The following is a 16,292-nucleotide window of genomic DNA, read 5'->3' on the forward strand; positions in this document are numbered from 1 at the left end:
TCGTGTAAGCCTACAAGCGGGTGTAGTTTTTCTTACAAGCCGGAAAGATCGGGATTATACGGGCTGAGGGGTGAAAAGCGTGTTGGTTTTGTAGCGGGGAATGTCGGTGTGAACAAATGTCGGGTTGGAATTTATTCCGGGGAGGGCGTTCGCTTCCTCCCCGCCGTACGCCCGGCGATCAGAGCTCGTCGCTGATCGGCAGCACGTAGTTCTTGAACTCGGTGTCTTCCTTGAACCCGATGGATTCGTAGGTTTTCTGCGCGACTTCGTTGTCGGCACTGGTGGAGACGCGCATGCGCACAGCCTGGGTTTCCTTGGCCATTTTCTTTGCGGTGCGGATCAGGTTGTCGGCCACCAGTTGGCGGCGGGCGTCTTCGGCGACGTAGATGTCGTTGAGGATCCACACGCGCTTGAGCGACAGGGAGGAAAAGCTCGGATAGAGCTGGCAGAAACCCATGAGTTTCTTGTCGTCGTCATCGGCCAGCGCCAGGTAGATCACCGATTCCTTGCGTCGCAGGCGCTTTTCGAGAAACGCCCGGGACGAGTCCGGATAGGGCAGGGAGCCGTAAAACTCGCGGTACTTAACGAACAACGGGGTCAGCAAATCCAGGTGTTCGAGGGTCGCTTGGATAATCCGCATGGTAGGTCTCGTCCTTCAAGTGGCTGTCTTCACGTGCTCTGACGGCGATGGGAAACCCGGGCGGCCGTGAATCGATCCTGCCTCAAACCTGCGCAGAAAGGCAATGCGGAAACGGTTCAGGCTGGGGGCGGATCGAGCAGGAAATTACTCTTCATGTCTGCACCGGCTTCCGATTCCAGCGTCTGAACCTGCGCCTCGTCCTTCAGATTGACGCCCGACAGCTGTCGCCGACAGGCTTCGCGCATCAGGTACAGCAGGCGATGCGCCGCCATACCGTAGCTGAGCCCTTCCAGCCGCACGTTGGAGATGCAATTGCGGTAAGCATCCGTGAGACCGACCTTTGGATTGTAGGTGAAATATAAACCCAGGCTGTCCGGCGAACTGAGGCCCGGACGCTCTCCGATCAGCATCACGACCATTTTGGCGCCCAGCAATTGGCCGATTTCATCGCCAATCGCCACCCGCCCTTGTTCCACCAGCACCACCGGCGCGGTCGACCATTGGTCGGCGCTCATCTGTTCCTCCAGTCGGGTCAGGAACGGCAGGGTATGCCGATGCACCGCCAGCGCCGAGAGACCGTCCGCCACAACGATTACCAGATCTACACCGCCCGGATGCGTCTGGGCGTAGTCGCGCAGGGTCTGGGCGGATTGATCGCTCAATTTTCGCCCCAGATCCGGGCGTTGCAGGTAGCTGTTGCGATCCACCGCCGCGCTGTGCAGCAGCAGACTTTCGCGCCGGCGTTCAGCCAGTTGGGCGCTGAGCCCGGCATGATCGAACGGCAAATGCACTGCGTCCCGGGCCTGCGCGTGGGCATATTGGAAATCCAGTTGTGCGCGGGTCGGCAGGCTGGTGCCGGTGCGACCGAGGGCGATGCGCGCCGGGGTCAGGCGACGCAGCTCCAGCCACGGGTTTTGCGGATCGACGGGCGGTTTTTCCATCTGACTCATCCCAGTTGCGCCAAGGCCTGGCGGAAAGCCGGCGGCAGGTTGTTGCCGAAGCGGACCTTGCCGTCCGCCTGGGTGAAGATGCCCATGTTCGCCAGCCACTGCTCGAACTCCGGTGCCGGCTTCAGGCCCAGGGTCTGACGCGCGTAGAGCGCGTCGTGGAACGAGGTGGTCTGGTAGTTGAGCATGATGTCGTCGGAGCCGGGAATGCCCATGATGAAGTTGATCCCGGCCACGCCCAGCAGGGTCAGCAGGGTGTCCATGTCGTCCTGGTCGGCTTCGGCGTGGTTGGTGTAGCAGATATCGCAGCCCATCGGCACGCCGAGCAACTTGCCGCAGAAGTGGTCTTCGAGGCCGGCGCGGATGATCTGTTTGCCGTTGTAGAGGTATTCCGGGCCGATGAATCCTACAACGGTGTTCACCAGGAACGGCTTGAAATGGCGCGCCACGGCGTAGGCCCTTGTCTCGCAGGTCTGCTGATCGACGCCGTGGTGGGCGTTGGCCGACAACGCGCTGCCCTGACCGGTCTCGAAATACATCAGGTTCTGCCCGAGGGTGCCTCGATTGAGGCTCAGGCCCGCTTCATAACCTTCTCGCAAAATGTTCAGGTTGATGCCGAAACTGGCGTTGGCCGCTTCGGTGCCGGCAATCGACTGAAACACCAGATCCAGCGGCACGCCACGGTTGATCGCTTCTATAGAAGTGGTGACGTGGGTCAGCACACAGGCCTGGGTCGGAATGTCGTAGCGCTGGATGATCGCGTCGAGCATTTCCAGCATCGCGCAGATCGAGGCGATGCTGTCGGTGGCCGGGTTGATGCCGATCATGGCGTCGCCGTTGCCGTACAGCAGGCCGTCAAGAATGCTCGCCGCGATGCCGGACGGTTCATCGGTCGGGTGATTGGGTTGCAGCCTTGTGGATAACCTTCCACGCAGGCCGAGGGTTCCGCGAAATTTGGTGACGACGCGGATCTTCTGCGCCACCAGTACCAGATCCTGCACGCGCATGATCTTCGACACGGCGGCGACCATTTCCGGCGTGAGGCCGGGTGCGAGTGCTCGCAGACTGGACTCGTCGGCCGCTTCGCTCAGAAGCCAGTCGCGAAAGCCGCCAACGGTGAGATGGCTGACGACCGCAAAGGCCTGTTTGTCATGGCTGTCGATGATCAGTCGGGTGACTTCATCGGATTCGTAGGGTATCAGCGCTTCCTGCAGGAAATGAGTCAGCGGGATATCGGCCAGTGCCATTTGCGCGGCCACCCTCTCAACATCGTTGAGCGAGGCGACGCCGGCCAGAAAATCCCCGGAGCGCGCGGGGCTGGCCTTGGCCATCACGTCCTTGAGGCTGTCGAAGCGGTAGGTCTGGGCGCCGACGGTATGGGCAAATGCGGCCATTGGGCGCGTTCCTCCTGAATGAATGCTTTTAGTGCAGGCACCGAGCCTGAGGCCCGGTGCCGGTGCAATCCGGATAACGTTCAGACACTTTCGAGCATAGCGTCTGCCGGTGCTTCGGAGCGTTGTTTGGCGGTCAGCTGGAAATACAGGTAACCGGCGGCCATGAAACCGAGGAATACACAGCCGATCAGCGTGTTGAACCAGGCCATGGCCACCAGGCACACCAGCGCCAGGAACAGCGCGATGGCCGGCACCACCGGATAGCCCGGCGCGCGGAAGGTGCGCTCCAGATTCGGCTCGGTTTTGCGCAGTTTGAACAGGCTGAGCATGCTGATGATGTACATCACGATGGCGCCGAACACCGACATGGTGATCATCGCCGCCGTCAGGGTCATGCCTTGCAGATTGACCAGTCCGTCGCTGTAGATCGCCGCGATGCCGACCACGCCGCCGGCCAGGATCGCCCGGTGCGGGGTCTGGAAACGCGAGAGTTTCGCCAGGCCTTTCGGCAGGTAACCGGCCCGGGCCAGGGCGAAGAACTGCCGCGAGTAGCCGAGGATGATCCCGTGGAAACTCGCCACCAGCCCGAACAGACCGATCCACACCAGCATGTGCATCCAGGTCGAATTGTTGCCGACTACCGCTTTCATCGCCTGCGGCAGCGGGTCGTTGATGTTCGACAACTGGCGCCAGTCGCCGACGCCGCCGGCCATCACCATCACGCCGATGGCCAGGAACACCAGGGTCAGGATGCCGCTGACGTAGGCCCGTGGAATCGTGCGTTTCGGGTCCTTGGCTTCCTCGGCCGCCATGGCCGCGCCTTCGATGGCTAGGAAGAACCAGATTGCGAAGGGGATCGCCGCGAAAATGCCGGGAATCGAGCCCATCGTGAACTCATTGGCGCCAGACCAGCCATTCAGCACGAAGTTGCTGAAGCTGAAGCCCGGTGCCACCACGCCCATGAACACCAGCAGTTCGGCGACGGCGAGCACGGTAACCACCAGCTCGAAAGTCGCAGCGATGCTGACGCCGAGAATGTTCAACGTCATGAACACGAAATACGCACCGACTGCCGCGAGTTTGGGGTCGAGCCCCGGATATTGCACATTCAGATACGCGCCGATGGCCATGGCGATGGCCGGCGGGGCGAACACGAATTCGATCAGGGTGGCGATCCCGGCGATCAATCCGCCTTTCTCGCCGAACGCCCGGCGGCTGTAGGCAAACGGCCCGCCTGCATGGGGAATCGCGGTGGTCAGTTCGGTGAAGCTGAAGATGAAACAGGTGTACATGGTCGCGACCATCAGGGCCGTGACCAGGAAACCCAGGGTTCCCGCCGTGCCCCAGCCATAACTCCAGCCGAAGTATTCGCCGGAAATCACCAGGCCGACGGCAATGCCCCAGAGGTGCAGGGTGCCGAGTGTGGGTTTGAGCTGTGTGGTGGAAGTCATAAGTCCTCTCTGTCTTTTTTATTGTTCGATCTGTTGGACTTTCAGGTGCAGCGGTTGAGTGGGTGGATGCTGTTCACGCAGCGGCAGTGTTCATGCAAATCCTGAATGACAGGTACGCAAGGCCCGTGCCAGAGCGGCCAGGCCATGTGTGGTGTGTCAGTCAGGACGCTATCGCCGGCAAGCCGGCTCCCACGAGGATCTGCGCAAGCCCCAGCAGCACCAAAACCTGTGGGAGCTGGCTTGCCAGCGATGGCCAGTTAAAGGGCAACACAGGACTCCCTGTATTGCCCCGAGGTTTTAGAAGAAGCCCAGCGGGTTGATGTCGTAGCTCACCAGCAGGTTTTTGGTCTGTTGGTAATGGTCGAGCATCATCTTGTGGGTTTCACGGCCGACGCCGGACTTCTTGTACCCGCCGAACGCGGCATGCGCCGGGTACAGGTGGTAGCAGTTGGTCCACACGCGACCGGCCTTGATGGCGCGGCCCACGCGATAGGCGCGGTTGATGTCGCGGGTCCAGAGGCCGGCACCCAGGCCGAACTCGGTGTCGTTGGCAATTGCCAGGGCTTCGGCTTCGTCCTTGAAGGTGGTGATGCTCACCACCGGGCCGAAGATTTCTTCCTGGAACACACGCATTTTGTTGGTGCCCTTGAGCAGGGTTGGCTGGATGTAATAACCGGAGGCCAGGTTGCCTTCGAGTTTTTCCACTTTGCCGCCGGTCAGCAGTTCGGCCCCTTCGCCCTTGGCGATTTCCAGGTACGAAAGGATCTTGTCGAATTGCTGCTCGGACGCCTGGGCGCCGACCATGGTGTCGGTGTCGAGTGGGTCACCCCGTTTGATCTGGCTGACCTTTTTCATCACCGCTTCCATGAACTGCGGATAGATCGACTCCTGAACCAGTGCGCGGGACGGGCAGGTGCAGACTTCGCCCTGGTTGAAGAACGCCAGTACCAGACCTTCAGCGGCTTTTTCGATGAAGCTTGGCTCGGCCTGCATGATGTCTTCGAAGAAGATGTTCGGCGATTTGCCGCCCAGCTCAACGGTCGACGGAATGATGTTCTCGGCAGCGCATTTCATGATGTGCGAGCCGACCGGCGTCGAGCCGGTGAAGGCGATCTTGGCGATGCGCTTGCTGGTGGCCAGGGCTTCGCCGGCTTCTTTGCCGAACCCTTGCACCACGTTCAGCACGCCCGGCGGCAGCAGGTCGCCGATCAGCTCCAGCAGCACGCTGATGCCCAGCGGGGTTTGCTCGGCAGGCTTGAGTACCACGCAGTTGCCGGCGGCGAGGGCCGGGGCGAGTTTCCACGCGGCCATCAGAATCGGGAAGTTCCACGGGATGATCTGGCCGACCACGCCCAGTGGTTCATGGATGTGATAGGCCACGGTGTTGCCATCGATCTCGGCGGCGCTGCCTTCCTGGGCGCGCAGGCACCCGGCGAAATAGCGGAAATGGTCGGCCGCCAGCGGGATGTCGGCGTTGAGGGTTTCGCGGATGGCTTTGCCGTTATCCCAGGTTTCGGTGATCGCCAGGGTTTCGAGGTTCTGCTCGATGCGGTCGGCGATTTTCAGCAGGATCAGCGAACGTGCCTGGGCGGAAGTCGAGCCCCAGGCATCGGCAGCGGCATGGGCGGCGTCAAGAGCTTTTTCGATGTCTTCGGCCGTGGAACGCGGGAATTCGGCAATCGGTTGGCCATTCACAGGCGAGGTGTTGGTGAAGTACTGACCTTTGACAGGCGCGACGAACTCGCCGCCGATGTAGTTACCGTACTTGCTCTTGAACGAGACTTTGGCGCCGTCAGTACCGGGGTGAGCGTAACGCATGATGTTCTCCTTGGCTGTTGTATTTATCAGAGAGACGCGCATGAGCGCTTGCTATAAGCGTAGAGCAAAGGTCGGGCCACTGCCGTGCAGGTCAGGCAAATCAAGGCCTTGCGCGATTCCCGTCGGACAAGTGGCAAGCGTCTGTGACGCTATCGGTACAGCTTGGGTGACAGTTTGTACCGCTTCTGGCACAACCCGTGACCGGGCAGTCTTGCCAGCATTGCAAAGACCGGTTGGCTGGAGGATGCTGGGCACCACTTCACGCATGGGCCGATGAGCCTCGGGGAGAATAATAAGAAATGCACGACAACCATTTGAGTCGCCATGCCCAACAGGTTCTCACCGTCACCCAGGGCAAACCGCACCTGCATGGTCCCGGTGCCGACCCGTCGATTGCCCGCTCGTGGCTGCGTTGTCTTGAGGACTATCACCTCGACCCGGCCCTGACCATGGCGCCGACCGTGCTCGAACACGGTCGTGTCCTTGAAAGCCGCGAACGGTTGCAACAGGTGTTGCAGATCGCCGGCAATGAAATGAGCAGCCTGCATCAACAGCTCTCCGGCGCCGGCCACGCGGTACTGCTGACCGACGCGCGCGGGGTGATCCTCAACTGCGTCACCGCCCCCGCCGAACGCAAGATCTTTGAACGCGCCGGCCTGTGGCTGGGGTCCGACTGGAGCGAGGCCTGCGAAGGCACCAACGGCATCGGCACCTGCCTGGTGGAGCGCCAGGCCCTGACCATTCATCAAGACGAACACTTTCGCGGCCGCCACACCGGCCTGACCTGCTCGGCGAGCCCGGTGTTCGACCCGCACGGCGAGCTGCTGGCGGTGCTCGATGTTTCCTCGGCTCGGCATGACGTCTCGCGCCAGAGCCAGTTCCACACCATGGCGCTGGTCAATCTGTCGGCGAAGATGATCGAGAGCTGCTATTTCCTGCGCTGTTTCGATAACCAATGGTTGCTGCGTTTTCATCTTCAGGCCGAGTCTGTCGGGCTGTTCAGCGAAGGGTTGCTGGCGTTTGACGGGGAAGGGCGGATCAGCGCGGTCAATCAGAGTGCCTTGAACCTGCTCGGCCATATTCGCGGTGGTTTGCTGGGCAAACCGGTGGAGGCGTTTTTCGATTGTTCGCTGGATGAGTTGCTCGGGCGTGCCAGTGCCAATGCCAGCGCCAGTTGGCCGTTGCGCACCCGTGACGGTCGGCATCTGTTTGCGGTGCTTCGCGGCGAAACCCGTCGGCCGTTGCCGGCCGCGCCGGCTCCCGCGCTTGTCCAAGCGCCACGTCTTGCAGGTATTTGTCTCGGTGATGCGGCGTTGCAGGCGGATTTTCGCAAGTCGCTGCGGGTATTCGAACGTGACGTGCCACTGCTGATCAACGGCGAAACCGGCTCCGGCAAAGAGGCATTCGCCAAGGCTGTGCACAACGCCAGTCAGCGCGCCGGCAAGGCGTTCGTCGCCCTCAACTGCGCGGCGATTCCCGAAAGCCTGATCGAGAGTGAACTGTTCGGCTATCGCGGCGGCAGTTTCACCGGCGCGCGCAAGGACGGCATGCGCGGCAAGTTGCAGCAGGCCGATGGCGGCACGCTGTTCCTCGATGAAATCGGCGACATGCCGCTGGCCTTGCAGACCCGACTGCTGCGAGTGCTCGAAGACCGGCAAGTGGTGCCGATCGGCGGCGAGCCGGAAGCGGTCAACGTGCGGATCATCAGCGCCACTCACCGCAATCTGCTGGAGCGGGTTGGCGACGGCAGTTTCCGTGAAGACCTTTACTACCGGCTCAACGGGCTGGAAGTCGCGTTGCCGCCGTTGCGCGAGCGCAGTGACAAGTCGCAGTTGCTGGATTTCCTGCTGGCCGAAGAGGCGGGCGGGGAAACGATCCTGATCGACGAGCCGGCGCGCCAGGCGTTGCTGGGTTTCAACTGGCCGGGCAATGTGCGGCAGATGCGCAATGTGCTGCGCACGCTGGCGGCGTTGTGCGATGAAGGTCGGATCGGGCTCGATGATCTGCCCGCGATGTTCCGGCAGGTGCAGCCGCTCCTGGTCAAGGTCGATGAGTCGTCGTCCGAGCATCCGCTGGAAGATGCCGAGCGGATGGCCTTGCTCAATGCCCTGGAGCACACCCGCTGGCACATGACCCACACGGCGCAGCAGTTGGGCGTCAGTCGCAATACGCTTTATAGAAAGCTGCGCAAGCACGGGATTGCCCGAACCGCCTGAATCTTCGTGCTGATCGTTCCCACGCTCTGCGTGGGAATGCCTCCCCGGACACAGAGCGTCCGCTTTTGGACGCAGAGCGTCCTGCGCTGCATTCCCACGCAGAGCGTAGGAACGATCATGTCGGGTGATCAGCTAAAGAGTGCCATTTCCCCCTCCCTGCGCTAACCTGCGGCCATGTTTTACGAGGTCGACTATGCACATTCATATTCTGGGTATCTGCGGGACTTTCATGGGCTCGATGGCGGTTCTGGCCAAAGAGCTGGGCCATCACGTGACCGGCTCCGATGCCAACGTCTATCCGCCGATGAGCACTCAGCTCGAAGCCCAGGGCATTGAGCTGACCCAGGGTTACGACCCGGCGCAGCTCGATCCGGCACCGGATCTGGTGGTGATCGGTAACGCCATGTCCCGCGGCAACCCGGCAGTGGAATATGTGCTGAACAAAGGCCTGCCGTACGTCTCCGGCCCGCAATGGCTGGCCGACCATGTGCTGCAAGGGCGCTGGGTGCTGGCGGTTGCCGGTACACACGGCAAGACCACCACCAGCAGCATGCTCGCCTGGGTGCTGGAACATGCCGGCATGAGCCCGGGCTTCCTGATCGGCGGCGTGCCGCAGAATTTCTCGGTGTCGGCGCGTCTGGGCGGCACGCCGTTCTTCGTGATCGAGGCCGACGAATACGACAGCGCGTTCTTCGACAAGCGTTCGAAGTTCGTCCACTACCGTCCGCGCACGGCGATCCTCAACAACCTTGAGTTCGATCACGCCGACATTTTCCCTGATTTGCCAGCCATCGAGCGGCAGTTCCACCATTTGGTGCGAACCATCCCCAGCGAAGGCCTGGTGATTCACCCGACCACCGAACCGGCCCTGCAGCGTGTGATCGAGATGGGCTGCTGGACCCCGGTGCAAACCACCGGTGCTGGCGGTCAGTGGCAGGTCAAGTTACTGAAAGACGACGGCTCGGCGTTCGAAGTGATGTTCGAAGGCATGCCCCAAGGCGTGGTCGAGTGGGAACTGACCGGCCAGCACAACGTCGCCAACGCATTGGCCACTCTGGCGGCGGCGCGTCACGTCGGCGTTGTGCCGTCGATGGGCATCGCCGGGTTGAGCGCGTTCAAGAGCGTGAAACGCCGGATGGAGAAAGTCGCGGAAGTACGGGGAATCACCATCTACGATGACTTCGCCCACCACCCGACCGCGATTGCCACCACCCTTGATGGCCTGCGCAAACGTATCGGCGATGCGCCGCTGATCGCGATCATCGAGCCGCGCTCCAACTCGATGAAGCTCGGCGCCCACCGTGACGGTCTGCCGGACAGCGTGGTCGATGCCGATCAGGTGATCTGGTACGCCCCGGCCAACCTCGGCTGGGATCTGGCCGGCACCGCCGCGCTGTGCACGGTGCCGTCGATTGTCAGCGACTCGCTGGAAGGCATCATCGAGCGCGTGAAGAGCCAGGCCCAGCCCGGCACCCATGTGGTGATCATGAGCAACGGCGGCTTCGGCGGCCTGCATGGCAAACTCGCCGAGGCGCTGAAATGAACACTTTTTCCCGTGACGGCGGCCCGGAACGCATCACGCTGGCGATGACCGGCGCGTCCGGCGCCCAGTACGGTTTGCGCCTGCTGGACTGTCTGGTGCGCGAGGATCGCGAGGTGCACTTCCTGATCTCCAAGGCCGCGCAACTGGTGATGGCCACCGAGACGGATGTGTCGCTGCCGGCCAAGCCGCAAATGATGCAGGCGTTCCTCACTGAATACACCGGCGCGGCCGCCGGACAGATTCGGGTCTACGGCAAGGAAGACTGGATGTCGCCGGTGGCCTCGGGCTCCGGCGCTCCGGCGGCGATGGTGGTGGTGCCGTGTTCGACCGGCACCTTGTCGGCCATCGCCACCGGCGCCTGCAACAACCTGATCGAACGGGCGGCGGACGTCACCTTGAAGGAGCGTCGCCAGTTGATTCTGGTGCCGCGCGAAGCGCCGTATTCGAGCATTCACCTGGAGCACATGCTCAAGCTGTCGAACATGGGCGTGACCATCCTGCCGGCCTCGCCGGGTTTCTATCATCAGCCGCAGACCATCGATGACCTGATCGATTTCGTGGTGGCGCGGATTCTCAATCTGCTGGGCATTCCCCAGGACATGCTGCCGCGCTGGGGCGAACACCATCTGAGCAGCGATGAATAAGCTGCTGGCGATCGCCCTGGCGCTGCAACTCACCGGCTGCGCCACGGTGCGCACGCTGGATGCCGCCAAGCCCGGCGCGCCGGTGGTGTATTCCGGCACGCGGCTGGACTTGTACGCCATGAACGGTGGCTGTTGTGCGATGGACCGGTTCGGCGCCGAGGCCCCGAGCTATCCCGGAGTGGATCTGCCGGCCAGCGCACTGCTCGATACGCTGCTGTTGCCGTTGTCGCTGCTGACGGTGATCGGTGTAGGGTTTCAGGCGACTGGGGGACTGTAAAAATCAAAGGCTCGACCACGCAGGGTCGAGCCTTTGAAACGTCCTACAGCGTGATCGTTTCGGACGGAAAGACGATGTGGTTGGAGAAAACGTCCTGTCCTGCCGGCAACTCAATAATGCGTTTTCCGGCTGTCGCCACGTCATCGATCAACTCGTCATATTCATTCCGGTTTAATTCCCCTGCCCGCGTGCGTGCTTCGATGGCGTCAACCGCGTTCTGATCCGATCCAGTGGCGCGTGTCAGCGCCTGCAAATGGATGTCTTCCACTGTCGCCGCGCGAGTCATGCTTGAGTTGACCAGCCAGACGCGTCTCGACGTGAAGCCGATCGACGACATCGAAACATGGCCCTCCATCTTCATGCTCGGGAACCACGTTGTGCCGTCCGCAGGGCTTCGTTCGAGCCGCGTCGGGTTGTAGACGCGATTGTCTTGCCCCGCTACGACCTCGACGTTGCGGGTATCGAGCAGGTAGCAAAACTGGATGCGCTGAGCAGGGGGCGTCGAGGTACCGCTGACTGGCTGGTGCGCTCCCTTGCCTGCTATTCCCATGGTTTCATTCGCAAAGCCCATGGCGGTCTTCAGGCTGAACATTGCACTGACAGGTATCTCGCTTGTGGCACCCCTTGCCGATATTGCCTGTGGGACCATGGCCGCGGGCCGGGCTATTTCGAAAGGTGTCCGGTTATCCACTTTGAACATGGCGGGCGTATCGGTCCTGTACAGGTAGTTGTGCTTGTTGCGTTTAAAGCCGCTGATGCGCAACAGCCCTTGAAAGAAGGGATCGGTCAGGCTGGCCTTCAAGAGGCTGGTGCCTTCTCCCTGATTTCTCAGTCGGATGATTTCTGCATGGATTTCCGGCAGAAACGGATCGAAGAGTTTTTCGTTGGTCACCCGGCGGGTGCGTTCTTGATGAGTCCTGACCCACCCGGGCAGCTCATCATTGATCAGATTCTTGAACTGCCCGGTTGGCGACAACTCCTTGCACAATTTCGCCAGTTGCTGGACGGAGAGGTTGTAGGGCTGGAACCGGGCGAGAACCTGCTCTCGTGATTTGAGCGGTGAGTCAGGATTGGTCCACAGCCTCAGGTAGTCGATCAGTTTCTCGCGCCGGGAAGGGTATTTGCGTTGTTTGACCCAGTCAGGCGGTTTCTGATGAAGCGCAACGTCCCGACGAAAGCGCACGATGTCGGGCCCTTCGATCCTGTAAAGATTCCAGATGTCGACGTCCCGCCAGAAGGGGCGCAGGACGGTCTCTTGATGGATCGAATAATCGGTGGCTTTGACGACGATCAGTCCGGCACCTTCACGAAACGCCAGTTGAGTGAGCGGTCCGTGACTGTCATCCAGGCCAGGTTTGCGCTGCATCTCGACATAACCGTGAAAGTTCGACTTGTCGAGATCCCAGGTGTAGTGGCGCTGATCACCGTACGTCGTCACAGGGGTGTCCCTCGTCTCGGAAATGTCAGGGTCTGGCTGGCGTGGCAACGGCGATTCCTGGACGTGTGTTTGGGTTGTCGACCGTTGCGGCAACGGGGATTGCTGGTCAGCTGGAGCGCGGTGCAGGGAGACCGATTCAAGGTGTTTCACCCACTCGGCGGGTGTGCGTTTCTGATGCTCCAGAAGCCGGTTGAACATATCGCGATCCATGTCCGGGCCCAGCCAGCGACGAAGCTCGTCATACAGATAAACGTTTTCCATCCGGTCTGGCCGGACTCTGGCCCACTGAGGCTTCTTGCCGGTGCTGTGGGCTTCGGTGCGAAAGCGGGTGATATCGGTGCCTTGCAGTCCGTAGAGATTCCAGATGTCGCGGTCCGTCCAGGCGGACAGCAATCGGGCTGGCTGATCGATGGGATAAGCAGGCCGCTCAACACTGACAAACGATCCGTTATCGTCCCGGAAGGCGTGGTGCGACCGAGGTCCGACGGAATCGTCCAGCCGCATTTTCCGGTGCATGACCACGTAGCCGTGGTGGTGATTCGTGGCGCTGTCCCACACGTAATGCCGGGTGTCGATGTAAACCGGTGGCGTGTTTGATTGTGTGAGGGGCGCAAGAGTCTGTTGTGACGTGTCCTGCGAGCTGACTGCCGGTCGATGGGCCGTAGATTCGATCAGAACGCCGGTTTCGGGTGGCTCGCCAACTCGCCAGGTATTGCTTTGTGAGTCGAAATGCAGGGCCGGGCCGGAGGGGTGTGCTTCCTTTGGTCGCATGGCTCGATAGGTTCCGGCGCCGTCGTCCCAGCCCACCATGACGGTACCGGTCGAGGTGTATTGAACCTCGGCGTAAATACGCCCCCGGTAGATACGCAATCCTTGTGTCATGACGGCAGGCAAAAGCGTTCGCTCCTGTGGTGGCAGCGCGTACTCAAGAATGTTTTCGGCCGGGCGAAGGCTATCGGAGGACGTACTCTCCCGGACTGCGGGAGCCAGGTCCTGGATCAGTAACCCGGGCAATGATTCGCTTGAGGTCAGCTGTGTCGAATGCTGTTGCCCGGAGGGATTGGCGTCCGGCCCCGCAGGCCGGATCTGGCCTGGACGCTCAAGTCGCGGAGTCGACAGGGGGATCGATGTATCGGCTGGAGTGCCGGGGGCGCGGGTGCCTTTCGGTGTGGTCTTTTTGGGTGCCATCAGGCGTCCTTTCATTGATTACCTGCTGTCGGGGGCCGTCCGATGACGACATGACGGATGCAGGTGTGCCAGAGGGCACGTTATCCATGAAGGGGGAGGGGCGTGTGGTAGATAGATAGGGCGCGGTTGTCGAATCGATTCGGCTCATTTCAGAGAGCAGTTCAACACCGGATCCTCTGACTTCATTGAAAGATGATGGTCTGGATCTGCGTTGAACTGCTTCATGCGCGAAATCACTTGCCGAGTTTGCGCAGCTCATCCGATTCGACGATACGTACTCCGTCCTGCTCTTCCAGTGCCAGGCGCCACATGGCACGGGCCAGTTGGCAGGCTTCGATGCCGCGGTATTTGCCGGGAATCAATTTGGAGAACGGCGCGGCAAGCTGCTCGCCCAGGCGCGGCTCGCTGCGTTCGCCGAGCAGCAGGGAAGGTCGGCAAATGGTCAGTTGCGGCCAGTCCTGCGCGCGCAATGCGTATTCCATCTCGCCTTTGACCCGGTTGTAGAACACCGAGGACCGGCGATCGGCCCCCAGGGCACTGATCACGATCAGGTGGCGTGCACCCATTTCCCGGGCGCGCTTGGCGAATGCCACCACCATGTCCAGATCCACGGCGCGGAACGCCTCTTCGGAGCCGGCCTGTTTGATGGTGGTGCCGAGGCAGCAATAGGCGATATCGACCCGACCGGACAGTTGCGGCAGGAAGGTCTGTGGATCGCCGACCGGATTTTCCAGATGCGGATGTTCAGCCAGCGGCCGGCGTGAGGGGGCAAGGACGCGGCTGATCGTCGGTTCGTTGAGCAGACGGTCGAGCAGATGTTCACCGGTCAGTCCGGTGGCTCCGGCAAGCAGGACATGCTGAGGCGTCAAGTACATAGTGTCTCTCCCTTGATACTGTTCAGCTTAGTTGCTCTTTGTTGCTCCGTCGTTCAACGCAGCACTTTGCAAGGCTTTTCTCGCTTGCTGTTTGCGCAGCAGTTGCCAGTGTGCCAGCACGGTTTTCGGTGCCCAGATCTGCGGTTCAGAGGCCTCGAAGTTGTCCGCCAGTTCGCGCTCGGCGACGGTGGCCTTGGCCAGTTTGAAGGCTTGCTCCAGGTCGTCGGTCTGGTTCAGGGCCTGGGCGAACAGGGCGTCGCCGAAGTAGGTGAAGTTGGCCTCCTCGGAGCAACCGAACGACACGCGGTCGGCGCGCGCGGCGGTCATGATCAGCGTGCGCTCATCCTTCAGCGCCGGAATGAAACCCCCGGAATAGCACGAGGAAATGACGATGATCTTGTCGCGGTTCTTTAGCGGCGCCAGCACGGCGGCAAGTTCATCGGCGGGCAGGTCGGCCAGTTCCATGCGCGGCTGATCGAGCACCAGTTCGTGCTCGGCGGTGCCGTGGCTGCTCAGGTAGATGAAAACCAGATCTTCCGGGCCGCTGCGTTCGGCCAGGGTCTGGGCTGCGCGGCGCAGGTTTTCGCGGGTGGCCATGGGCCGGTCGCCGAGGTGGTCGCGATGATTGACCAGGCGAATCTGGCCAAACGCGCCGAAACGGCTGGTGAGCATGTTGGCCACGTAATCGGATTCGCGCAGGAACACGCTTTGTTTGCCGTCGCCGCCGAGGGTCAGGGTGTACAGCTCCACTGCCGGGGTCGAGGCCGGCACATTGGCCAGCGCCTCGTCGAGCAGGCGACCCTGGGCCAGCAGGCCGAGTTCGAGGGTGTCGGGCAGCAACTTGCCGTCGGCATCGCGCACGCGCTGGCCGTTGATCCAGGTGCCGCTGAGCACGCTGCCATCGGTGAGCACCAGGGTGCCGCGTCCCGAATAGCTGTCGCTGTCGAACCCGCCGACGTAGAAACTGCCATCGGCCAGGTTCAGCCGGCCTTGACCGCTGAAGCGCCAGTCATTGAAATAGCCGATGTAGTGGCTGCCGTCGGCGCCGATCAGTTCGCCCTTGCCGGTCAGCGCGCCTTCCTTGAACTGCCCGAGCCAGACATCGCCATCGGCGTTTTCGTAGCGGCCCTTGCCGTGCAGTTGATTGTTTTTGAAGCCGCCGACATAGATGTCGCCGTCGGCACTGTTGAATGTACCGTTGCCTTCGAGCTGGCCGTTGACGAAGTGGCCGGTGAACTGATTGCCGCTGGCATCGCCGCGCTGGCCTTCGCCATTGGGTTTGCCGTGGGCGAACTGGCCCTGATAGGAGCTGCCGTCATCCAGCTCGAGACGGCCGAGCCCGGAATACTGGTCGGCCTTGAATTCGCCGCGATAGGTCATCGCATTTTCTTTGAGGGTGCCTTCGCCGTCGCGCCGGCCCAGCTTGAAACCACCGGTGTAGCTGCCGGCCGTGGTGGTCAGCGTGCCCTGGCCGTCGAACAGCCCTTGCTGGAAGTTGCCGCGATAGACCTCGCCATTGCTGCCGTGCCATTCGCCCTGGCCGTGCCATTGCCCCTTGTCGAACGCCCCGGCGTACCAGCTGCCGTTGGGGTAGTCGACCCGGCCCTGACCTTGCAGCAAGCCATCGACCAGTTCACCGCGATAGCGGCCGCCGTCGGGCAGACGCGCATCCGGCGGCAAGAGTGATTCGCCGTCGCCACACGCGGCCAGCAACAGGGTCAAGGCAAGGGGAGCAAGAGGAGCGAATGAGCGCATGGCGGGATCCGGGCAATTAGGCGACCGAGTATGCCGCAGCTATGTGACCTTATACAGCCGGCGGGGAGGAGCGGATGCGAAACAGCGTGAGCCGCTTCGCATCCAG

12 protein-coding genes are annotated in these 16,292 nt (G+C 61.6%); 4 read left to right on the forward strand and 8 right to left on the reverse strand.

Annotation, left to right across the window (positions count from 1 at the left end; translation table 11 throughout):
* Positions 1-178: 178 nt before the first annotated feature.
* The 5 genes from CAF73_RS14665 to CAF73_RS14685 form a co-directional block, all read right to left on the reverse strand.
* Positions 179-640 carry an N-acetyltransferase gene (locus CAF73_RS14665; RefSeq protein WP_007958617.1) on the reverse strand — a complete coding sequence of 154 codons (462 nt, stop codon included), beginning with the start codon at positions 638-640 and terminating at the stop codon, positions 179-181.
* Positions 641-756: 116 nt separating this feature from the next.
* On the reverse strand, positions 757-1,590 hold the full coding sequence (eutC, locus tag CAF73_RS14670) for an ethanolamine ammonia-lyase subunit EutC (protein WP_371917917.1): 834 nt from the start codon (positions 1,588-1,590) through the stop codon (positions 757-759).
* Complete coding sequence (locus CAF73_RS14675) at positions 1,587-2,981, reverse strand: ethanolamine ammonia-lyase subunit EutB (RefSeq protein ID WP_085703096.1); 1,395 nt, start codon at positions 2,979-2,981, stop codon at positions 1,587-1,589. The genes eutC and CAF73_RS14675 overlap by 4 nt, the downstream gene beginning before the upstream one ends.
* Before the next feature lie 80 nt (positions 2,982-3,061).
* Positions 3,062-4,432 (reverse strand): ethanolamine permease, encoded by a 1,371-nt coding sequence (gene eat / locus CAF73_RS14680; RefSeq protein ID WP_085703097.1) that lies wholly within the window; start codon positions 4,430-4,432, stop codon positions 3,062-3,064.
* 297 nt (positions 4,433-4,729) lie between these two features.
* Positions 4,730-6,250: an aldehyde dehydrogenase family protein gene (locus tag CAF73_RS14685; protein ID WP_085703098.1), complete on the reverse strand. Its 1,521-nt coding sequence runs from the start codon at positions 6,248-6,250 to the stop codon at positions 4,730-4,732.
* A 299-nt stretch (positions 6,251-6,549) separates the two neighbouring features.
* Here CAF73_RS14685 and CAF73_RS14690 point away from each other — a divergent pair, with 299 nt between their 5' ends.
* The 4 genes from CAF73_RS14690 (at position 6,550) to CAF73_RS14705 (ending at position 10,930) form a co-directional block, all read left to right on the forward strand.
* Positions 6,550-8,466, forward strand: coding sequence for a sigma-54-dependent Fis family transcriptional regulator (locus tag CAF73_RS14690; RefSeq protein WP_085703099.1), 1,917 nt, complete (start codon positions 6,550-6,552; stop codon positions 8,464-8,466).
* A 193-nt stretch (positions 8,467-8,659) separates the two neighbouring features.
* On the forward strand, positions 8,660-10,009 hold the full coding sequence (gene mpl, locus CAF73_RS14695; RefSeq protein WP_085703100.1) for a UDP-N-acetylmuramate:L-alanyl-gamma-D-glutamyl-meso-diaminopimelate ligase: 1,350 nt from the start codon (positions 8,660-8,662) through the stop codon (positions 10,007-10,009).
* Entirely contained in the window at positions 10,006-10,653 is a 648-nt protein-coding gene (ubiX, locus tag CAF73_RS14700) for a flavin prenyltransferase UbiX (RefSeq protein WP_085703101.1), read from the forward strand. Before mpl ends, ubiX begins: the two co-directional genes overlap by 4 nt.
* Positions 10,646-10,930: a YceK/YidQ family lipoprotein gene (locus CAF73_RS14705; RefSeq protein ID WP_085703102.1), complete on the forward strand. Its 285-nt coding sequence runs from the start codon at positions 10,646-10,648 to the stop codon at positions 10,928-10,930. The genes ubiX and CAF73_RS14705 overlap by 8 nt, the downstream gene beginning before the upstream one ends.
* 43 nt (positions 10,931-10,973) lie before the next feature.
* Here the strand turns inward: CAF73_RS14705 and CAF73_RS14710 are convergent, their stop codons facing one another.
* The 3 genes from CAF73_RS14710 to CAF73_RS14720 all read right to left on the reverse strand — a co-directional run bounded on the left by CAF73_RS14710 (position 10,974) and on the right by CAF73_RS14720 (position 16,186).
* On the reverse strand, positions 10,974-13,571 hold the full coding sequence (locus tag CAF73_RS14710) for a hypothetical protein (protein WP_139834843.1): 2,598 nt from the start codon (positions 13,569-13,571) through the stop codon (positions 10,974-10,976).
* A gap of 218 nt (positions 13,572-13,789) precedes the next feature.
* Positions 13,790-14,431: an oxidoreductase gene (locus CAF73_RS14715; RefSeq protein WP_085697622.1), complete on the reverse strand. Its 642-nt coding sequence runs from the start codon at positions 14,429-14,431 to the stop codon at positions 13,790-13,792.
* Between the two features lie 27 nt (positions 14,432-14,458).
* The gene (locus CAF73_RS14720) at positions 14,459-16,186 is read right to left on the reverse strand and encodes a C13 family peptidase (RefSeq protein WP_085703104.1); all 1,728 of its coding nucleotides are present in this window, start codon (positions 16,184-16,186) and stop codon (positions 14,459-14,461) included.
* Positions 16,187-16,292 lie beyond the last annotated feature (106 nt).

The organism is Pseudomonas sp. B15(2017), assembly GCF_002113215.1.
Lineage (GTDB): Bacteria > Pseudomonadota > Gammaproteobacteria > Pseudomonadales > Pseudomonadaceae > Aquipseudomonas.